The organism is Bradyrhizobium sp. USDA 10063 (assembly GCF_054063735.1).
In genome coordinates this window covers 231,917-251,626 of record NZ_JBSSGP010000001.1, presented here as the reverse complement: position 1 = coordinate 251,626, position 19,710 = coordinate 231,917, and the positions used below count along the sequence as shown (strand labels likewise).

Below are 19,710 nucleotides of genomic sequence, written 5' to 3'. Positions count from 1 at the left end.
CGGGTTGAGAGAGGCGGCGTATCGAGGCGGGTGTCGAGCCTGCCAGAACCTCTCGAGGAGAGCGATACGCCATGAACGAGACTACCAACATCCTGGCCTTCCGTCAGCCGTCTGCGGTTGACGATCCACTGACAGAAATCCTGCGCAATGGAGCCCGTGACCCGCTCGCCAGGGCGGTCGAAATCGAACTGCAGACGTTTCTGGAGACGACGGCTGAGTTGAAGCTGCCGGATGGCCGCGCCCGGGTGGTCCGGCATGGCCATGGCCCAGCGCGCCAGATTGCCACCGGGATCGGCGCGGTGGAGGTCGCCCGGCCCAAGGTGAGGGACCGCGGCGCGCCCGGAGCCGACCGGATCCGCTTCACTTCGGCGATCCTGCCGCTGTGGGCGCGGCGGACGAAGAGCCTTGATGCCCTGCTGCCGATCCTCTATCTGCGCGGCATCTCGACCGGCGATTTCCAGGAGGCGCTCTCGGCGCTGCTCGGCAAGGATGCGCCGAACCTGTCGCCGTCGGTGATATCGGGCCTGAAGGCGCAATGGCAGGGCGAGTACGAGCGCTGGCAGAAGCGCGATCTGTCGGCACGGCACTATGTCTACGTCTGGGCCGACGGCGTATTCCTGCAGGCCCGGATGGAGGACCACAGCGAGTGCATGCTGGTTTTGATCGGCGCGACGCCCGAGGGCAAGAAAGAACTGATCGGCTTTCAGGTCGGCGTCCGCGAAAGCGCCCAGAGCTGGCGCGAACTTCTGATCGACATTCGCCGGCGCGGACTGCAGATCGCGCCTGAGCTTGCGGTCGGCGACGGTGCCCTTGGCTTCTGGAAGGCGCTGGACGAAGTCTTCCCCGGCACGCGGCGGCAGCGCTGCTGGCAACACAAGACAGTCAACGTGCTCAACAAGGTTCCGAGCTCCGTGCAGAGCGGCATGAAGAAAGCCCTGCAGGACATCTCGATGGCGCCGAGCCGGGCTGTCGCGGAGCTTGCACTCCAAGCCTTCGCCGAGAAATACGGTGCCAAATATGCGCGCGCCGTGGATTGCTTGAACAAGGATCGCGACGATCTGCTGGCGTTCTATGACTTTCCTGCCGAGCACTGGGTCCACTTGCGGACCACTCCGATCGAGAGCGTGTTCGCCACGGTGCGGCACAGGACTGTGCGGACCAAGGGATCGTTGTCGCCGCAGACCGCCAGGCTGATGGTGTTCAAACTGATCGATGCCGCGTCCAACACCTGGCGACGACTAAAAGGCACAAATCAGTTGCCGAAGATCATTGCTGGTGTCAGATTCGCCGACGGCATCAAGGTCGTTCCGACCCAGCAAAGCCACGCCGCCTGATCGGCCACATCACCCAAATTCAGGCATAGCTCGCGCATTTCCTCTCCACCCCACACGTGAATAGCCCCCAAGTACGTTCCCGAGATGTTGTCGGAGACGAAGCGTCCGTCGATATAGAGGCCCAAGCGACCATTCCGTACGGTAAAATCTCCATCGCAATCGATGTAGGACAGCGCTACGCGCGCCTTTCGCGTCTCGTCGTCGTCAGTACGAACGGCCGGTTTGCGCGCCGCGCCCTCCATATTAAGTGCAGCAAAGCACACACGCGGCGCATCGTTAGAGTTCGGCAACCACTCCGCGCAGATGCGACGCAGTTCGGACGTGTCTTGCGGTATCTTGGCCTCGTCGCCGTACACCGGCCCAGCGGCGAGCACGAGCAGAATTGCGATGGTTCGGTTCATTTGCAGTTCCTTCGAAAGTCATCAGAGTGCATCGCGCCCGCAGGCCGGGAAGCGCCGGAGCCCCAAGCAAATTGATTAGTCGGTATCGAATTTCACGGCCAGTTTCGGGCGAACTGCTACGTCTCTGATGTCGTACCGGTCACCTACCTTATCTGGTAGCGCTCGCTATTCGATTTCGTTAGGCATGCGTTAACCACGCACGTGCCCGAGCGAGAGCGCCGCCCCGAAGTGGTGGATGTTCCAATCGCTGTTGAACTACGTCGAGCCGACGTTGCCAGAATGAACTTACGCGGCCCTCGTAACGTGGGCAACGGGGTTGATCGTCATGCGATTGTGGTGAGCTTGAACAGCCGCACGCAAAACCAACAATTGCTTATGCGCCTTCAATCGTCGGAAGCCCCTTGTTGGCCTCGATCATGCCGGCCGCGACCCATCGCAAGGCCACCGGCATCTCGCCAGCGTTTGACTTGCGTGTGACGCGGTGAATGGTGCCCCATCATGTTCTCGGCGATGTTGGTACGGGCGAGCGACGTATAGACGGAGCTTGTCCGTGATCATCACGCCCGACGGCGTGCCGCGGATTTCAACAGCTTCATGAGCCGCTGCGCAGCGCGCGAGTTTCTTTGAGCGCAAGATCAAGACCTCGAGAACGAAGCCATCCTGGTCGACAGCGCGTCAGAGCCAATGTTGTCCGCCCGATCGCGATAACGACTTCGTCCAAATGCCGTTTGTGGCGACGAGCGGGGGCGCGCTGGCAGATCCGATCGGAGAACGGCTTGCCGAATTTCCTTCCCCAGTGGCGACTGGTTCCCCCCAACGACACGTTCCCGCCAGCATGTCCGCGACCATGCGCAAGCTTAAGTTAAACCGGAAATACAACCAAACGGCATAGCTGCTCACTTCCGGTGCAAGCGACGGTGGCGACAAAGAGAGCCCGGGCCGTCGGCATGCCGGTCATCTATCCCACGGCCGCTCCATTCCGTAACGTGACGGTGCCGACTTGACGAATCTCGGCGGATCTGGCCTACATGTAGCACTGTCACGATCTTCCATTCCCACATCTAGTGGATGGAAGCTAAGAGGGAACCCGGTGCGCCGGCAATATTCGGGGCTGCCTCCGCAACTGTAAGCGGCGAGTTGTTGTCATCATGGTCACTGGCGCGACAGCGCCGGGAAGGCCGACAGCTGCAGCGACCCGCGAGCCAGGAGACCTGCCGCGACAGAACGAAAGTCCTCGGGTGGGGTGCCCCGGTGGGTCGCTTGCAGCCGGGGACATTTGTCCGGTCGCCCCAAACAGCGCGGATTGCCAATGTCGCCGTCTTACAATTTTGATCAGCATGGTCATCTCATTGAGCTGCCGAGTGTGCGGCCGCCCCCAGCGCAGGCAAAGCCTACCACGCCTGAACTGTGTCTTGTGCAGCCATCGCCGGCTCCGCTGCCGAGGCACCTCGCGCCACCGCCAAAGCCGTCTGACCTCACGCTCGATCGGTCGCGCGACGACCTGCTGACCTCGTTTGGCAGGCTGACGCTGACCGACCGCTATCTGCTCCCCGGCGAAGGCCTCCAGGACATGTTCGCCCGAGTGTCTTGCGCCTTCGCGGACAATGTTGCGCATGCCCAACGTCTGTATGATGCGATGTCTCGGCTGTGGTTCATGCCGGCCACACCGGTGCTCTCCAACGGCGGCACCACGCGCGGCCTGCCGATCTCGTGCTTCCTTAACTCGGTGTCGGACTCGCTCGAAGGCATCGTCGGCACCTGGAACGAGAACGTCTGGCTTGCTGCCAACGGCGGCGGCATCGGCACCTACTGGGGCAATGTTCGCTCGATCGGCGAGAAGGTGAGGGGCGGCGTCACCTCGGGCATCATCCCGTTCATCCACGTTATGGACGGCCTGACGCTGGCGATCAGCCAGGGCTCGTTGCGGCGCGGCTCGGCGGCGGTCTATCTCGATATCCACCATCCCGAGATCGAGGAGTTCCTCGAGATCCGCAAGGCGTCTGGTGACTTCAACCGCAAGAGCCTCAACCTGCATCACGGCATCAACGTCACCGACGAGTTCATGCGTGCCGTGGGCGCCGGCACCGCAGTCGCTCTGCGCAGCCCGAAGACTAACGAGGTCGTTCGCGAGATCGATGCCCGCCAGCTGTGGCAACGCATCCTTGAGAACCGGCTGCAGACCGGCGAGCCTTATCTCTTGTTCATCGACACCGTGAACCGCGCGCTCCCCAAGCACCAGCGCGAGCTCGGCCTCAAGGTCTCGACCTCCAACCTGTGCAGCGAGATTACGCTGCCGACCGGCATCGATCATCGCGGCGAGGAGCGCACCGCGGTGTGCTGCCTGTCGTCGCTCAACCTCGAGACCTGGGACCAGTGGAATAAGGAGCCCGGCTTCATCGAGGACGTTATGCGCTTCCTCGACAACGTGCTCACCCACTTCATCACGGCGGCGCCGGACGGAATGAACCGTGCCCGCTACGCCGCCCTGCGCGAGCGCTCCGTTGGCCTCGGCGTCATGGGCTTCCACTCGTTTCTCCAGGCCAAGGGCATTCCAATGGAGGGGGCCCTGGCCAAGTCATTCAATCTGAACATGTTTCGAAAACTTCGTCGCGATGCCGATGCGGCATCCGTGGCGCTCGCTCGCGAGCGTGGCCCGTGCCCGGATGCCCTGGAACGCGGCGTGATGGCGCGCTTCAGCCACAAGATCGCGATCGCGCCGACCGCCTCGATCAGCATCATCTGCGGTGGCACCAGCGCCTGCACCGAGCCGATCCCGGCCAACATCTACACCCACAAGACGCTATCCGGCGCCATCTCGGTGCGCAATCCGCACCTCGCCAAGGTGCTGGCCGCGAAAGGCGCCGACACCTCGGCGACCTGGCAGTCGATCATCGCGCACGAGGGGTCGGTCGCCCATCTGGACGTCCTGTCGGAGCACGAGAAAGCGATCTTTCGCACCGCCTTCGAGATCGACCAGCGCTGGATCGTCGAGCTTGCCGCCGACCGCGCCGCGTTCATCTGCCAGAGCCAGTCGATCAACCTCTATCTGCCGGCCGACGTCGATAAGTGGGACCTCCACATGCTGCACTGGACTGCGTGGAAGCGTGGGGTGAAGAGCCTCTACTACTGTCGATCAAAGTCGATCTCACGCGCGGCGTTCGCCGGTAAGATTGCCGAGGATGCAACGCCAACGCAGCAGCCGGAGCGGCATCGCACCGACTATGAGGAGTGCCTCGCATGTCAGTGATCGATCTGTCGCGCGTCGATCCGCGCACGTTGATCGGCAAGGGGCGCGTCGGCCTCCTTGACTCGACCGGCAGCTATGACGTCGATCGCTATGCCTGGGCTTACGAGTTCTGGAAGCGCCAGCAGCAGACCCACTGGATGGGCGAGGAGGTACCGCTCGGCAGCGACCTGAAGGACTGGGTGTCGGACCGTGTCACGGCCAACGAGCGTGCGCTGCTTACTCAGATTTTCCGCTTTTTCACTCAATCCGACATCGAGGTCGGCGACAACTATCTCAAGCGCTACATCCCGATCTTCCAGCCGCTCACCGTCCAGATGATGATGGCCGCTTTCACCAACATGGAGACGGTCCACATCGACGCCTATGCGCTGCTGCTCAAGACGCTCGGCATGCCCAAGACCGAGTTCAAGGCATTCCGCGGCTATGCGGAGATGCGCGCTAAGGCGGACTACATGCACGAGTTCGGCGTCGACACCGTGGCCGATGTCGCCCGCACCCTGGCGATGTTCGGCGCCTTCACCGAAGGCATGGCGTTGTTCGCGAGCTTCGCCATGCTGCTGAACTTCCCGCGCCACAACAAGATGAACGGCATGGGACAGATCGTAAGCTGGTCAGTGCGCGACGAGAGTCTCCACTGCGAGGGCATCATCAAGCTATTTCACGAATGGCACCGCGAAACCGGCGCGGTGACGCGCTCCGTCCGCGACGACATCGTCGACGTCGCCAAGACCATGGTGAAGCTGGAGGAGAACTTCGTCGAGCTCGCCTTCGGCCTTGGCACAATCGAGGGTATGCTGCCTGAGCAGATCCACGCCTACGTCCGCTACGTCGCCGACTGGCGACTGGCCCAACTCGGGATTGCCCCGGTCTTCGGCTTCTTCGAGGCTAAGGAGGGCGGGTTCACCCAGCTCAAGGCGCATCCGCTGCCGTGGCTCGTCGAGATTCTCAATGGCGTCGAGCACGCCAATTTCTTCGAGCAGCGCGCCACGGAGTACTCCAAGGCGGCGAGCCGCGGCAGCTGGGACGGCGAAGACGGGGTATGGGCGGCTTTCGGCCGCATGTAGGCAACCCGAACAGCAGTTGGTGCGTCCGCTCGTGGTACATCTCGGAGGTTCGCGGAAGTCCGCTCTGCTGCTATGCTTCTGGAGTACAGCGGACATCAAGCGGCATGATCCACGCCGCTCGCAGTTATGATGGGGTTGTCTAATCGCTGCTGAAACGTCAAACGTCAAGCGTATAATCTCCTTGAGGGGACTGCCGGGTGCATGGTTGTCTTCGCGGTCGACAATAGGCGCCGCATGATGGAGCTTCGCGGGACGAGCCTTCAATGTGGACGACGCACTTTGCTGACTCAGCGGTGCAGCCCCATCAGCGGAATGGCCCGGCTCACGTCCCGGCAAGGGACACCTCAAGCGTTCAGTTTCTCAACGCTGTTCGGATTTCTATGCGACGGCTCCGGCCGTTGGATTGAACAGCTCGCCAGTCTTAAGCATCGTATGCATTATAACCGCCAGCTTGTGCGCTACAGCCACGGCCGCTCTTTTGAAGCCGATCCTCTCCCGGAGCTGCAAGCCCCACGTGCGCAGCGTGCTGCCGGTTGAGCTGCGCGTCAGAATGACCGTCGCTGCTTCGTAGAGAAGCCCTCGCAAATGGCGGTCGCCACGTCGGGATATATGGCCATCATAATCGACGTCTCCGGATTGATAGCGGCGCGTTGTCAGGCCGATCCACGCACCAACAGATCGGCATTTCTTAAAGTTGTCCCGCTCCTCAATGGCCGTGGCAAAGGCGGTTGCGGTGATCACGCCGATGCCGGGAATGGACATAAGGATGCGGCAAGCCTGGCTCTGTTGCGCGTCGCGGACCAACTGGCGTCCGAGTTCGGCTGCGCGGATGCGAATGCCACACCAAGCTTCCAACATCGGAAGCATGATCGATGCAAATCCGTCTTGATCGGCAAGAAGGCTCCGGACCTTCTTCTCGAAGGTGCTTCCCTTTCCGGCTGGAACGACCAGACCGAAGGTTTTCATGACACCGCGATCTGGTTGGAAAGCTCGGTGGCGATTCGGACGAGCCGCGCGCGCGCCGCCACAAGCGTGCGGGTCAGCATGCTGTCGAATCCATTCACGGCACCTCGCGAAAGAATCCGACTTCCGCCAGCTGCGCCAGACCATCCGCATCGTTCGCGTCCGTTGTGTTCGCCGCCATATCGAGCGCCGCTTTAGCATGGCGCGCATCAATGCAGATCGCCGGCAATCCCTCAGTGCGGAGAGAATGATAGAACCATACCGACAGCGGTCCGGTTTCAAAAACCACTCGTTTCACGGCCGGCCCCGCTTGCGGATGAGTTCGGCGATGATACTGGGATGTGATGCGCACTTGCCGCGCCAGATCCGTTCACCTGCTCGACGGATCGAGACTGCCGTCTCTTTGATCGACACGTCGAGACCGATATACTCGTCCATGGCTGTTCTCCATTCGATGCTTGGGCCCGGCGACCAGTCGTGAGCCCGTATTTCCATCCTATCGGGGAACAGCCGCTCTCCAAGTCTCGTGATTGGCTTTCGGGCAATTCGCTCCTGCGATTACCCCATGTCGCGGCGGAGGTCGAGGCCGAGCTTCGCTTCCGCCCTTGACGCTGTTTCGACGAACAGCGCCATCTGCCGCGAGGCGACCATGCCGGCCTCGTCCAGGACAAAAACCGTTTTGTCATCGAGGCCGTCCCGACCGCTTTTCCATCGCAATTCCCAGGAGGCCAGCGTGCGGGATTTAATGCCCGCCTCCTTCTCCAATCCCTCGGCCGCCTTGCCCGCCAAGGCGCCGCCAACCACGCGGTAGCCGGCGGCCTCCCACACCTCGCGTGCGGCCCGCATCATCGTGGTCTTGCCTGCGCCTGCACGGCCGACAACCGCCGCGATCCTCTCTCCGGATGCCATATGCGCGATGGCGGCGTGCTGCTCGGCCGAGAGGTGGGCGTGACGCGCGGACACGGCGGCAATGACCGGCGGCTCTACCTTGAAAGCCGTGCTGCCCGAGAGGTGGACCGCGCGCCGCGCCATCTCCGCCTCAAACCGGATCAGCTCGCGCGTCGTGTATTTTGCCGGCGCCTGCGCGCCGGTGGCGAAGTCGACCTGCTCCCCTTCCAGCCGGAGCGCATCGGGGCTTTGCAGCACCCGCGCCATCAAGTCTTGGAAGGTTGCGGCATCGTCGACGTAGCGATGCAGGAGCTTGCCGACGTCCCGTTCGTCAAAGACGCTCTTCTCCCGCGAAATCATGTCGAGCACGATCTCCGGACGGCGCTGGATTCGCCTCAAGGTCTCGGCCCGGTTCTCGTCGAAGACGCGCAGCCGTTCGAGATTGGGGTCGCGCCCCTCGCGCTCCGCCCGGCGCTGGATGGCCTTGGCCGCGACGCCGATATGGGTGGTTGGCATGACGTCGATCCCGCGCTCGGCGTAGGACCGCCCATCGACCCGAATCTCGTGGCCGTTCAGGGCCAGATGCTGGTTCTGCAGGTCGAGCCAGCCGCTGCGCTGCTCCAGGAACTCCTGCTTGTCGCCGGCCCAAAGCTGGTAGGCGATCTTGCCGGATTTCATGCGCAGCGGCTGCCCGTCCTCGCCGATGACCGCGACCCGCTTTGGCCCGAAACCGTCTTCGGTGAGAGGCCGCAGCGTCGTCATCAGGTGGACGTGCGGATTGCCCGGCTCGTCGTGATAGACCCAGTCCGCAACCTGCCCGCGGGACAATACCTGCTCGACCACGAACTGGCGCATCAGCGCGATGTTCTGTTCGGTCGAAAGCTCGACCGGCAGCGCGATGATGAACTCCTTGGCGAACTGCGCATCCGCCCGCTTCTCGAAGGTTTCGACCTTGTTCCAGAAGGCCTCCGACGCGCCCGCAACGGAGCGATCGGCGATCATCGTCCGAAGCCAGGCGGGTGCGTCGGCCGGGACCAGGAATTCTTCGTGGATCATCCCGCGCTTGTTGGAATAGTCGACGGTACGGCCCTCGGCCTCGAACTCCAACTTCGCGCAATGCCGGTAGGCGGCGGCCAGCACGGCGCTGCGGCCATCGCCACGTCCGATGAGCTGGGGCGTGAAATGGGTGATGGCCACGGCTGGAAGCGATCCTTAAGACGAACGAACATGCTGTTCGTCGGGATCGACCTGCCCATTTCTGGGCGGGAAGCAGGACGTCGCGCCAGCGACGTATTACTGCGCCCTTGGAAGCCGCTCCTTCGGAACGGCGGGATGATCTTCCAAAGCGTCGGCTCCGCCGACCCCGTTAATTACCCGGGTCGCGCTTCGCGCTCAGCCCGGATTTCCTGTCGGGCGCTTCGCGCAAAATGATAGGAAAGGTCTTCCGGAATGAAAAAGCCCTCGCGGCAGATCAGGGACGAAATCGCTCGGCTTCAGGATCAGCTGAAACAGGCTGAAACGCGGGAGGCCGAGCGCATCGGCCGCATCGCGCTGAAAGCCGGGATGGGAGAGATCGAGGAAGGCGCGCTGCTGTCGGCCTTCGAGGAGATCGCCGGCCGGTTTCGCAAGGGTGGGAGCCGAACCGCAAAGGCGGCCGCGATCGTCGCGCCTGGCGCGTCTTCGGGCGTGGCTGAACAGGGCTGAGCGCATGCGCCGCTCCGATGCGACTAGTGCCCGCAAGAAGGACACGCGGGAGAAGATCGAGCTCGGCGGCCTGATCGCCAAGGCCGGGCTGCGTTACGAGAAGCGTGCGCTGCTGCTCGGTCTGCTGCTCGATGCCGCTGGCCGTCTCCGCGACAATGAGGCGGAACGCGAGCGCCTGGCGGCGATCGGCGCGAAGGCGTTCGGCCATGAAGGCAAATAAGATCGCGCTGGCGATCGTGCCGGCCGTGCTGATGGCGGGCCTATGCCTTGCCCTCACCGGCATCGAAGCCTGGCTTTCGAAGTTCGGGACAACCCCGAAGGCGCACCTGGTGTTCGGCCGGATCGGCATCGCCCTGCCCTACGTGATGGCGGCGGCGATCGGCGTGGTCTTCCTGTTCGCGGCAGCCGGTGCGACGGCGATCCGCTCCGCCGGCTGGAGCGTCGTGTTCGGCGGTCTGCTGGTGGTCGCGATCGCCGCCTCGCGCGAGATCGCGCGCCTCCATTCCTTTGCCAATGCCCTGCCGGCCGGAGATCGCCTTCTCGCCTATGCCGATCCCTCGACCGTCGTGGGAGCGACGATCGCCGCGCTCGCGGCCGTGTTCGGGCTGCGCGTGGCGATGAGAGGCAATGCCGCCTTCGCGGCCGCTGAGCCGCGCCGCATCCACGGCCGGCGAGCCATTCATGGCGAGTCGGACTGGATGACAATGAGCGAGGCTGTGCGGCTATTCCCGGAGAGAGGTGGCATCGTGGTCGGGGAGCGCTATCGCGTCGATCGGGATGCGGTCGCTGATCAGTCCTTCCGGGCCGATGACGGCGAGACATGGGGCGCCGGCGGCAAGTCGCCTTTGCTCTGCTTCGACGCGTCCTTCGGCTCGTCGCACGGCATCGTGTTCGCCGGTTCCGGCGGCTTCAAGACAACTTCGGTCACGGTGCCGACGGCGCTCAAATGGGGCGGCGGACTGGTCGTCCTCGACCCCTCCAACGAGGTTGCACCGATGGTCAGGGGACACCGGCACGGGGCGGGTCGCCAGATCTTCGTGCTCGACCCGCGCGCCTCGGCGATCGGCTTCAATGTGCTCGACTGGATCGGCCAGCACGGCGCAACCAAGGAGGAGGACATTGCCGCCGTCGCGTCATGGATCATGACCGACAATCCGCGCCAGGGCTCGGCGCGGGACGACTTCTTTCGGGCCTCGGCGTTGCAACTGCTGACGGCGCTGATCGCCGATGTCTGCCTGTCCGGTCATACCGAAAAGAAGGATCAGCACCTCCGCCAGGTCCGCGCCAATCTGTCCGAGCCGGAGCCGAAGTTGCGCCAGCGGCTTCAGACGATTTACGACAACTCGGAATCCGGATTCGTGAAGGAGAATGTCGCGCCCTTCATCGCCATGACGCCGGAGACCTTCAGCGGCGTTTACGCCAACGCGGTCAAGGAAACCCACTGGCTCTCCTATGCCAACTATGCCGCGCTGGTGTCCGGTTCAAGCTTCACGACGGCCGAGCTCGCGGAGGGCCGGACCGACGTCTTCATCAATCTCGATCTGAAGACGCTGGAGAACCATGCCGGTCTCGCCCGCACCATCATCGGCTCGCTGCTCAACGCCATCTACAATCGCAATGGCGAGGTGACCGGCCGCACCCTGTTCCTGCTCGATGAGGTCGCCCGCCTCGGCTACTTGCGCATTCTCGAAACCGCGCGCGATGCGGGGCGCAAATACGGCATCACCCTCTTGATGCTCTACCAGTCGATCGGCCAGATGCGCGAGGCCTATGGTGGGCGGGATGCCACCAGCAAGTGGTTTGAGAGCGCGTCCTGGATCTCCTTCTCGGCGATCAACGATCCCGAGACGGCGGACTATATCTCGAAGCGCTGCGGCGACACGACCGTCGAGGTGGATCAGCTGAGCCAGTCCTCGCAAATGTCGGGTTCGTCCCGGACGCGGTCCAAGCAGCTCGCCCGCCGCCCGCTCCTGCTGCCGCATGAAGTGCTGCGGATGCGGACCGATGAGCAGATCATCTTCACCGCCGGGAACCCGCCGCTGCGATGCGGACGCGCCATCTGGTTCCGGCGCACCGACATGCGGGCGTGCGTCGGCGAGAACAGGTTCTACCGGAAAGAAGCCGGTCAGCGGAGCTGATGGTCGTGAAGTCGCCGATGACTCCGCGAGAGGATCGTCACGCGAATGCGCGGAGAATGTTTGCGGACTCCGGGAGTGCCGTTTCCGGCGGCGCGAGTAGAGCCGTCCCCCGGAGGGGCTCGCCCAAATACTCCTACCGCTGCGAGATCGATTCCAAGACGATGGACGTCCCGAGCCGAGCCGAACAGAGCCAGGTCGAGAGCGACATCCCGCTCCCATGCGGATGTCCGAACGTCGGGCTACGCATCCGGAAAATTGACGCGCAAGTAGTCAGTTGCCGCGTCGGCCGTAGCGAACGTCGCCAGTTGCTGCGGCGCCTCGTCCGGCCGCTGGGCCTGCCGGACCACCAAGACCTGATCTGCGTCGAACTGGACGCAGGGGCGCTCCCGGAACTTGAGCCACTCCGCTTGCTTTGCCTCGGCCAGCGCGCAGGCCGCATCGTAATCATCGGCGATGCCAAGATGGGTCGAACGGTCCCACGCCCCGCCATTCAGGCACCGCACCTCGATGCGACCATCCGGCAACGTGACGCCATACGGACGATCCCACCATTGATCGAGCTGTGCCTTGCTTCGTGCGTCGTTCGCCGTCGCGTCGAAGGTCTTCGGCAGTTTGGGGTCGAGCGGAATTCTGTTTGGCATTGCGAACCTCCGATCAGACCGAAATTGTCAGAACGCGAGCTGAATTGGGAGAGCTAAATTGGGCTACGCCGGTGACCATTCGCCCACTGGCGGCGCCGCCGCCTGGCTCTTTTCGACTTCGCCGGGACACGCTGTGCGGGGCGTATTATCGTTCCAGGCGCGATCATAGACCTGTGAGATACCGTCGTCTGAATCTCAGGGAAGCCACGGTGGCGGTTACCGGGTCGTGCCCCGACATGCTGATCGAGACGCCTCCTGTTTGCAGCTGCCGGTCGGTATGATCATTCGCCGAAGGAATGCGGCCCCCACATCGAAGAGGGGATCGTGAGCTATCGGCTATTGTCGGATCAGCCGGCGGGGGGTGCCAATTTTTCTATCACAAACCCTTGCTCCGTAAGAAAGCGGTCCTATTTCAGGAGCGCGCCCGTACTAGCACTCACGGGCCTTGACTGCTAACACTCATGAAATCCGTCACTAATACAAATACTTAGGAGAAATGCATGAAATTCCGTCCGCTTCACGACCGCGTCGTGGTCAAGCGCATCGACGCAGAAGAGAAGACCGCTGGCGGCATCATCATTCCCGATACGGCGAAGGAAAAGCCCTCCCAGGGCGAAGTGATCGCCGTTGGCCCGGGCGGCCGCGACGAGAGCGGCAAGCTGATCCCGATCGACGTCCAGGTCGGCGACCGCGTGTTGTTCGGCAAGTGGTCCGGCACCGAGGTCAAGATCGACGGTCAGGACCTGTTGATCATGAAGGAAAGCGACATCATGGGCGTGCTCGACGTCCCCGCTTCCAAGAAGAAGGCCGCCTAATCCAACGCTCGCACCGCTCACCCCTGAGGAGCGCCTGCCGGGCGCCTCGTCAAGGGTGAGACAAGCCGTGAAGCAAAATCCAAGCACTCAGGGAAACCAATATGTCAGCCAAAGAAGTCAAGTTCGGCGTCGACGCCCGCGATCGCATGCTGCGCGGTGTCGACATTCTCTCCAACGCCGTGAAGGTGACGCTCGGTCCGAAGGGCCGCAACGTCGTCCTCGACAAGTCGTTCGGCGCGCCCCGCATCACCAAGGACGGCGTCACCGTCGCCAAGGAGATCGAGCTCGATGACAAGTTCGAGAACATGGGCGCGCAGATGGTGCGCGAAGTCGCCTCCAAGTCCGCTGACGCGGCCGGCGACGGCACCACCACCGCGACCGTTCTCGCCGCCGCCATCGTCCGTGAAGGCGCCAAGGCGGTTGCCGCCGGGATGAACCCGATGGACCTGAAGCGCGGTATCGACCTCGCGGTCGAGGCTGTCGTTGCGGACCTCCAGAAGAACTCCAAGAAGGTCACCTCGAACGAGGAGATCGCCCAGGTCGGTACCATCTCGGCCAACGGCGACGCCGAGATCGGCAAGTTCCTCTCGGATGCCATGAAGAAGGTCGGCAACGAGGGGGTGATCACCGTCGAGGAAGCCAAGTCGCTGGAGACCGAGCTCGACGTGGTCGAGGGCATGCAGTTCGACCGCGGCTACATCTCGCCCTACTTCGTCACCAACGCCGACAAGATGCGCGTTGAGATGGACGACGCCTACATCCTCATCAACGAGAAGAAGCTCTCCTCGCTGAACGAACTGCTGCCGCTGCTCGAGGCCGTGGTGCAGACCGGCAAGCCGCTGGTCATCGTCGCCGAGGACATCGAGGGCGAAGCGCTCGCGACCCTGGTTGTGAACCGTCTGCGCGGCGGCCTGAAGGTCGCGGCCGTCAAGGCTCCGGGTTTCGGTGACCGCCGCAAGGCCATGCTGCAGGACATCGCGATCCTGACCGGCGGCCAGGCGATCTCGGAAGATCTCGGCATCAAGCTCGAGAACGTCACGCTCAACATGCTCGGTCGCGCCAAGAAGGTGATGATCGACAAGGAGAACACCACGATCGTCAACGGCGCCGGCAAGAAGGCCGACATCGAGGCGCGCGTGGCCCAGATCAAGGCGCAGATCGAGGAGACCACCTCGGACTACGACCGTGAGAAGCTCCAGGAGCGTCTTGCCAAGCTCGCGGGCGGCGTCGCGGTGATCCGCGTCGGCGGCGCGACCGAAGTCGAGGTGAAGGAGCGCAAGGATCGTGTTGATGACGCGATGCACGCGACCCGTGCGGCTGTCGAGGAAGGCATCGTTCCGGGCGGCGGCGTCGCCCTGCTCCGCGCCACCGAAGCGCTCAAGGGCCTGCGCACCAAGAACGACGACCAGAAGACCGGCGTCGAGATCGTGCGCAAGGCGCTCTCCGCGCCCGCTCGCCAGATCGCGATCAACGCCGGTGAAGACGGCTCGGTCATCGTCGGCAAGATCCTCGAGAAGGATCAATACGCCTACGGTTTCGACTCGCAGACCGGCGAGTACGGCAACCTCGTCACCAAGGGCATCATCGACCCGACCAAGGTGGTCCGTACCGCGATCCAGAACGCCTCCTCCGTGGCGGCGCTGCTGATCACCACAGAGGCCATGGTCGCCGAGCTGCCGAAGAAGGCCGCTGCCGGCCCCGCCATGCCCCCGGGCGGCGGCATGGGCGGCATGGACTTCTGATCCAGCCGTTCAGGCAAACGACAAAATGCGAAACCCCGGCAGCGATGCCGGGGTTTTTGTGCGCTCTGGCAACTTTTGACCTCGTCAGATTATTCTACCGCGCGATCCGTATTGGCGTTGAAAAGTCGGCCAGTCGACGATCCCGCAAGGAAAGATCGTTGGGCTCGCTTCACACACATTTTAGATCGTTAGACCGCGCGCGTTCGATATCGTACGCCAAAATCCGCCGGCGGTGCCCCGCCTCATGCCGCCATCATCGCGGTTGCGGGAGTTCTGGACAGCATCGGCGATACCTGCGGAACGTCCGGGGAAGACTGGGCGCAGCGGGCGCCCATTTCGTTTAGGCCCGGTTCATGCGCAGCGTAGGTATCCTGAACGACTCGCCGGCGAGCGCGAAAGACATATTCCGCTTCGCAACGCCCGAATGCTTGGCCAAGACATCCTTGATGACAGATACATCATCCGTGAAAGTCATTTTATCGAGAAATTGCCGCAATGCGGCTTCGTCGGGACTCAATCGGCTGCAGATCCCGAACTTGAGTATCTCGGGGACGGTTTCGTCGAGTTTCAAGCCGTAGCTTGTAACCTTGCCGCTCTCGTAGACCGCGGAGCGCAGCCAGTAGCCGCCCCTGTCGAAGAATATCATTGGGGTGAAATTTTCGGCGTCCTTGGCGTAGTAGTTCCTTTCCACGTCCTGGAAAATCTCGCGCAGCGTTCCGCCGCCGCCTCGGCCGTAGATGATCCCAGCCCGTGAGTTGTTGACGAGCGCCTCCTCGCGAAGACTATTCTGATAATATTTGGCGTAGTGCGTCGCGAACGGCATCGTTGGCTCAGCACCGTACAGCCAGGTCGGAATGGCCAGGCTGAGAGGCAGCGTCGACGGCGCGGCCGAACGCACGTCGAGTGCAGCCGCGAGCCAGTCGCGGGCGGCCATCACGTCCTTCCGCTTCGATTTCTTGAGGCTGCCGTCGTTCTCGAAGAGATCGTCCAGATCGCCATAATCCGTGGTCGCCGCAAGCTTCGCCAAGGCTCTTTCGAGATCGTCCATTCCGTTTCTGCTGAAGGCCACTCCCACGTGCGCAGCCTCCATCACGCCGGGACCGCCTCCGGTCACGATGAGGTACCCGTCCTGCGCCACGCTCCAGGCGAGCTTGGCGATGTCGGCGAACGCCGGCGAATTGCGCTTGGCGGCGTGGCCGCCCATGAACCCCACAAGCGGCCGCCCAACGTCCTTCAGAAACCTCTTGAGGGCATCGGCGATCGTCGCATCGTGCCGCGCCTGCGACAGTCGCGTCTCCAGGGCGGACGGCACGGGTCCTCCGTCGGACACGAACTGCCGGAACACCTCGAAGTCGCGGGTGAGCGTGAAGCCCAATTCGTCGAACGGATTGAATCCATCGAGGAGGTCGGAGGCCGCGTACAACCTCTGAAGCATCGTCGGCAGCATCCAGGTTCTCCCTTCGAGGTCTAGTGAAGCGCCTTGTCCAGCACTCTCGCGAGCCTTGCCGCGGCAAGGGCTGCGCGGGTGCGGGCGACGTTGCGCGCGTTCGTCTCGTAGTCGCGCGTGAGTTGGACCGCGGCCGGTCCGGGCCCGACCGGCTGAGCGTATGCGAAGCTCTTCGCCGCCTCGAAACTCTCCTGTGCCCATCGATCGGGATCGAGCACCTTCTCCGCGTCGGGGTCGATCGCGACGGATCCGAGACCACCCCGATCGTCGGCGTCGAAAATAGCCCCGAAAGCGGAAGAATATCCGCCGAAGAGGCGATCCCAATAGGCGTGCAGCGCGATCGTCTCGCCGGTGGCTGGAACGACCATCTCGGCGTTGCCGCCGCGGTCGCCGTGCGGAAGCTCGGCGGTATAGCGGGCAATCGCGTGAAGCGGTTGATGGAGATCCCCGACGAGGTGCAGCAACCAGACGAGGTCGTAGGAACGGAGTTGATCGGAGGCGCCGGAGGCTGCGGGCAGCGCAGCAATCATGATCTTCGCCATCTTCGCGGCATCGACCGGATCCGGAGCGGGCAGGGTCGTGCCGTCGGGCGCGAACAATATGTCCTCGTAGTGCCAATAGCTGTGCTTGAGCTTGTCGTAAGCTACGTTCTGCCCGGCAGTCGTGTCGCTGACGTGATCCTCCCGGTAGTCGCTCTTCGTCTTGATGTCATCGGCCCAGGTCGCCGCGTGGACGACGGCATAGGTCCTTCGCAAAGCTTCGTCCTGCGCACCGCACGTCCAGACCTGATAGTCGGGATTGAGCCTGAGCAGGCCGTCGATCTTGTCCTTGATCGTGGGATCCAGCCGCTTGTAGGCCAGATAGGCGATCTGCATATGGCCTTCGTCCCACCACGCCGACGCCGGGCCAGGCACGAGCGCGACGAGGCAGGACAGCGCCATCAAAGCGGCTTTCTTCATGCGCGTTTCTCCGCGATCGCCCAATGGATTAAATGTCGGCCCCTGATCGCGATCGTCACAGGTTCCGAGGCAGAAGATCGGACTCGGATTTCACCGGAATCGCCGGCCGCGCCTCGCCTACGACAGGCTGATCCTTGGTCTCGAACGTGTCGGCCGATCTGACCTGATCGCCGAAGTCGAGGCCCGTGCGGCGTTCGATCTCGGTGATCGCGACGCGCCACTGCGAGACGTCGACGAAGGCCGGCGGCTTCGGCGGGATTCCGCCCTTGCGCTGTTCGGACAGCAGTTGACGCTGATCGACGACGAGGCCGACGGATTTCACGCCGTTCTTGCCCTTCCAGGCTATCACCTTGAAGAACGAGGACGGAATCTGGATGTCGTCCGCCCAAAGATCGACCTTGTCGTCGAAGATCGGTCCCTGGAAGACGCAGATGCGGTTGGCGGCTTCTTCCGAGATGGCTCCATTTTCGAGGACGTATTGCTCGGCGCCCTGCCAGAATTTCGTGCTCTCGTTGAAGCGGAAATGTTGCGGAGTGCAGTTGGTGAAATGATAGGTATCCGCATTCGCGCGTTCGGCGTCCTCCTTGCTTCCCCAGTCCGGGTCCATGCGTCGGGTCAGATGGCCCCGATCGAAGAGATTGGACCAGCCCGAATAGAAGGTCTGGTCGATGAAAAAGCTCGCGCTGATACGGGGATCGCCGTACCAGGTCTCTCCTTCGGCGCCGTCGGTGACCTCCCCTGTGGAGCGGTCGACGTTCAGGAAGCTCTTGCCATCGATGTTGGTGGCCGTGAAGAGAGCCATCTTCTTGGCCTTGTTCATCTTGATGCTGAAGTGCTCGTACTTCAGTTCGCCGGCTTCGGCGTTCTGTTCGCCGGCCCGCAAGGGAGCCACCTGCTTCGCAAGCTTGCCGACCGGCGTGGGCAGCGGAAACGTCACGCCGTGCACGAATCGCGGGTCGTAGCCGTCGCGATTCGAATAGTCATGGTCGACCGAGATTTTTTCCGCCGCGCGCGTGAGCGTCTTCTGGGGCGCGGGTGCGGGCGCGACGGGAGCGGCGGCCACGTAGCTTCCGCCCACCCGAACGCTCACTTCGATCGGAATCGTCACCTTGATCTCGTTTCCGCCGGCTTCGCTGGCCATGACGCCCTCCTCCCCGATCACCAGACTCTCTTGTGCATCCGCGGAGGGATGCGGCGGCGAGAGTCGCTTGCCGCCCGTTTGAACGAGAGCCGTCTTCGACAGTTCGAGCGCGGCCCGCAACAGGTCGCGATGATCCCCGTCGAGGGTCGCGAGCCGGTCCGAAAGATGCCGGTAGATGGCGCTGATCCGCACGCCTTCGTTGACGTTCGTAGGAATGGCATTGCCATTTTCGTCCTTACGTTCGAGGAACGGCTCCCCGAAGTGATGAAGCGCCACGAGCTCCCACGCATCGTTGAAGACTGCCGCTCCCGACGAACCGTGGTCGGTGTCGGTCTCGTATAGAAGCGTGCGCTCCGTCCGGTACTGCAGGATATTGTTCCGGATCGCGATCATCTTCGGCAGACCGTTCGGGTGCTGCACGATATTCATGTTCATGCCGATCACGTGCTTGTCAGGCCGATCGGACAGGAAGCACAATCCAAAATCTCGCGGGTCGCTATCGCCGGCGACCTTCTGCCCGAGAGCCACGATCGCGTAGTCCAATTCCTCCTGCTGCGAGAACAGGGCGAAACGGTCGGGCGCCAAACGGAAGACGGTGGTGGGCCGCATCGAGCCGTCCTCGCCCATTTCCCGATCGAACGTGATTTGGGCCGAAAGCGCAGCGGCTTCGTCCTGGATCACGTGCTGGTTCGTCATGAAGAGCGTGGGGCTTATCAGAAAGCCGGAGCCGGCCGTCCATTTGCCTCCAGCCGTCGCTTCGACGAACGCGATCGCCCGCCGTGCCGTCGCGCCACCCGGCAGGAACCACGACGCCTGCATGTCGTCGGGACCCTGCACGGCCTCGGCGCCGCGCGGCATGGTCTGTCGCGCGGCCCGCAAGCTGAACATCGCCATGCGCGTCCGGTCCGGCTCGGCCTGGCGCCACTGCTTGCTTTCCACGAGCTTGCGCACACGATCGCGATCTTCGAGCGTCTGCTCGACGACGCTCCGAAACCGCGCCCGATCGATTTCCATGATTAGCCCGCCCTGATCGAAAGCGCGTCGAGCCGACCTCTGAATGCCGCCGCGCTGCTCATGTCCGAACGTCCCGCCGTCATAGCAACGTCACAAAATGCCGCCATAGGCGTGCTCCATCCGGCGGTCCACTGGACATCGCGCTGAAAGTTTGTCGCGTATTCGCCCAAATCGCGCTTCGTGAAAGCGCCGGGCTCTCCAAATGTCGCGAC

The 19,710-nt window shown here is 63.0% G+C and carries 13 protein-coding genes, 4 pseudogenes and 1 riboswitch; of the genes and pseudogenes, 8 read left to right on the top strand and 9 right to left on the bottom strand.

What is annotated here, in order from left to right:
• Positions 1 to 71: 71 nt before the first annotated feature.
• Positions 72 to 1,334: an IS256 family transposase gene (locus ACVJGD_RS01195; protein ID WP_456632662.1), complete on the top strand. Its 1,263-nt coding sequence runs from the start codon at positions 72 to 74 to the stop codon at positions 1,332 to 1,334.
• Here the strand turns inward: ACVJGD_RS01195 and ACVJGD_RS01190 are convergent.
• The 3 genes and pseudogenes from ACVJGD_RS01190 to ACVJGD_RS01180 all read right to left on the bottom strand — a co-directional run.
• Positions 1,253 to 1,735 carry a hypothetical protein gene (locus ACVJGD_RS01190; RefSeq protein WP_456632661.1) on the bottom strand — a complete coding sequence of 161 codons (483 nt, stop codon included), beginning with the start codon at positions 1,733 to 1,735 and terminating at the stop codon, positions 1,253 to 1,255. The genes ACVJGD_RS01195 and ACVJGD_RS01190 overlap by 82 nt on opposite strands.
• Positions 1,736 to 2,020: 285 nt before the next feature.
• Positions 2,021 to 2,265, bottom strand: a pseudogene (locus ACVJGD_RS01185) (IS256 family transposase); the annotation flags it as partial.
• Positions 2,261 to 2,684 (bottom strand): annotated as a pseudogene (locus tag ACVJGD_RS01180) (DDE-type integrase/transposase/recombinase); the annotation flags it as partial. The pseudogenes ACVJGD_RS01180 and ACVJGD_RS01185, both read right to left, overlap by 5 nt.
• A 76-nt stretch (positions 2,685 to 2,760) precedes the next feature.
• Positions 2,761 to 2,968: riboswitch (cobalamin riboswitch) on the top strand.
• A 76-nt stretch (positions 2,969 to 3,044) separates the two neighbouring features.
• On the opposite strand from ACVJGD_RS01180, the gene ACVJGD_RS01175 reads away from it, so the two are divergent.
• Together ACVJGD_RS01175 and ACVJGD_RS01170 are read left to right on the top strand one after the other, a co-directional pair.
• Positions 3,045 to 4,982, top strand: coding sequence for a ribonucleoside-diphosphate reductase subunit alpha (locus ACVJGD_RS01175; RefSeq protein ID WP_456632660.1), 1,938 nt, complete (start codon positions 3,045 to 3,047; stop codon positions 4,980 to 4,982).
• Positions 4,973 to 6,046 carry a ribonucleotide-diphosphate reductase subunit beta gene (locus ACVJGD_RS01170; protein ID WP_456632659.1) on the top strand — a complete coding sequence of 358 codons (1,074 nt, stop codon included), beginning with the start codon at positions 4,973 to 4,975 and terminating at the stop codon, positions 6,044 to 6,046. Before ACVJGD_RS01175 ends, ACVJGD_RS01170 begins: the two co-directional genes overlap by 10 nt.
• 378 nt (positions 6,047 to 6,424) lie before the next feature.
• Here the strand turns inward: ACVJGD_RS01170 and ACVJGD_RS01165 are convergent.
• A pseudogene (locus tag ACVJGD_RS01165) lies at positions 6,425 to 7,447 on the bottom strand (IS110 family RNA-guided transposase).
• Positions 7,448 to 7,591: 144 nt separating this feature from the next.
• Positions 7,592 to 9,094: pseudogene (gene traA, locus ACVJGD_RS01160) on the bottom strand (Ti-type conjugative transfer relaxase TraA); the annotation flags it as partial.
• A gap of 252 nt (positions 9,095 to 9,346) precedes the next feature.
• On the opposite strand from traA, the gene ACVJGD_RS01155 reads away from it, so the two are divergent.
• Genes ACVJGD_RS01155 through traG form a run of 3 tightly spaced genes read left to right on the top strand, consistent with a single transcriptional unit; the run spans position 9,347 to position 11,739 of the window.
• A complete protein-coding gene (locus ACVJGD_RS01155) occupies positions 9,347 to 9,601 on the top strand; it encodes a TraC family protein (RefSeq protein ID WP_456632552.1) in 255 nt (84 codons plus the stop codon).
• 4 nt (positions 9,602 to 9,605) lie between these two features.
• Complete coding sequence (gene traD, locus ACVJGD_RS01150) at positions 9,606 to 9,821, top strand: conjugal transfer protein TraD (RefSeq protein ID WP_456632553.1); 216 nt, start codon at positions 9,606 to 9,608, stop codon at positions 9,819 to 9,821.
• Positions 9,808 to 11,739, top strand: coding sequence for a Ti-type conjugative transfer system protein TraG (gene traG, locus ACVJGD_RS01145; protein ID WP_456632658.1), 1,932 nt, complete (start codon positions 9,808 to 9,810; stop codon positions 11,737 to 11,739). The genes traD and traG overlap by 14 nt, the downstream gene beginning before the upstream one ends.
• A 239-nt stretch (positions 11,740 to 11,978) precedes the next feature.
• Here traG and ACVJGD_RS01140 read toward each other — a convergent pair whose 3' ends face one another.
• Positions 11,979 to 12,380, bottom strand: coding sequence for a hypothetical protein (locus ACVJGD_RS01140; protein WP_456632657.1), 402 nt, complete (start codon positions 12,378 to 12,380; stop codon positions 11,979 to 11,981).
• Between the two features lie 500 nt (positions 12,381 to 12,880).
• Here ACVJGD_RS01140 and groES point away from each other — a divergent pair, with 500 nt between their 5' ends.
• Entirely contained in the window at positions 12,881 to 13,195 is a 315-nt protein-coding gene (gene groES / locus ACVJGD_RS01135) for a co-chaperone GroES (protein ID WP_456632656.1), read from the top strand.
• A 101-nt stretch (positions 13,196 to 13,296) separates the two neighbouring features.
• Positions 13,297 to 14,937, top strand: coding sequence for a chaperonin GroEL (groL, locus tag ACVJGD_RS01130; RefSeq protein WP_456632655.1), 1,641 nt, complete (start codon positions 13,297 to 13,299; stop codon positions 14,935 to 14,937).
• A gap of 340 nt (positions 14,938 to 15,277) precedes the next feature.
• On the opposite strand, the gene ACVJGD_RS01125 is transcribed toward groL, so the two are convergent.
• The 3 genes from ACVJGD_RS01125 to ACVJGD_RS01115 are packed head-to-tail and all read right to left on the bottom strand — an operon-like array spanning position 15,278 to position 19,498.
• On the bottom strand, positions 15,278 to 16,384 hold the full coding sequence (locus ACVJGD_RS01125) for a hypothetical protein (RefSeq protein WP_456632654.1): 1,107 nt from the start codon (positions 16,382 to 16,384) through the stop codon (positions 15,278 to 15,280).
• 20 nt (positions 16,385 to 16,404) lie between these two features.
• The gene (locus ACVJGD_RS01120) at positions 16,405 to 17,343 is read right to left on the bottom strand and encodes a S1/P1 nuclease (RefSeq protein WP_456632653.1); all 939 of its coding nucleotides are present in this window, start codon (positions 17,341 to 17,343) and stop codon (positions 16,405 to 16,407) included.
• A gap of 55 nt (positions 17,344 to 17,398) precedes the next feature.
• Positions 17,399 to 19,498: a DNA/RNA non-specific endonuclease gene (locus ACVJGD_RS01115; RefSeq protein ID WP_456632652.1), complete on the bottom strand. Its 2,100-nt coding sequence runs from the start codon at positions 19,496 to 19,498 to the stop codon at positions 17,399 to 17,401.
• Between the last annotated feature and the right edge of the window lie 212 nt (positions 19,499 to 19,710).

Coding starts and splice junctions, on each gene's coding strand:
- ACVJGD_RS01195 (WP_456632662.1), top strand. CDS start 72: ATGAACGAGACTACCAACATCCTGGCCTTCCGTCAGCCGTCTGCGGTT.
- ACVJGD_RS01190 (WP_456632661.1), bottom strand. CDS start 1,735: ATGAACCGAACCATCGCAATTCTGCTCGTGCTCGCCGCTGGGCCGGTG.
- ACVJGD_RS01175 (WP_456632660.1), top strand. CDS start 3,045: ATGTCGCCGTCTTACAATTTTGATCAGCATGGTCATCTCATTGAGCTG.
- ACVJGD_RS01170 (WP_456632659.1), top strand. CDS start 4,973: ATGTCAGTGATCGATCTGTCGCGCGTCGATCCGCGCACGTTGATCGGC.
- ACVJGD_RS01155 (WP_456632552.1), top strand. CDS start 9,347: ATGAAAAAGCCCTCGCGGCAGATCAGGGACGAAATCGCTCGGCTTCAG.
- traD (WP_456632553.1), top strand. CDS start 9,606: ATGCGCCGCTCCGATGCGACTAGTGCCCGCAAGAAGGACACGCGGGAG.
- traG (WP_456632658.1), top strand. CDS start 9,808: ATGAAGGCAAATAAGATCGCGCTGGCGATCGTGCCGGCCGTGCTGATG.
- ACVJGD_RS01140 (WP_456632657.1), bottom strand. CDS start 12,380: ATGCCAAACAGAATTCCGCTCGACCCCAAACTGCCGAAGACCTTCGAC.
- groES (WP_456632656.1), top strand. CDS start 12,881: ATGAAATTCCGTCCGCTTCACGACCGCGTCGTGGTCAAGCGCATCGAC.
- groL (WP_456632655.1), top strand. CDS start 13,297: ATGTCAGCCAAAGAAGTCAAGTTCGGCGTCGACGCCCGCGATCGCATG.
- ACVJGD_RS01125 (WP_456632654.1), bottom strand. CDS start 16,384: ATGCTGCCGACGATGCTTCAGAGGTTGTACGCGGCCTCCGACCTCCTC.
- ACVJGD_RS01120 (WP_456632653.1), bottom strand. CDS start 17,343: ATGAAGAAAGCCGCTTTGATGGCGCTGTCCTGCCTCGTCGCGCTCGTG.
- ACVJGD_RS01115 (WP_456632652.1), bottom strand. CDS start 19,498: ATGGAAATCGATCGGGCGCGGTTTCGGAGCGTCGTCGAGCAGACGCTC.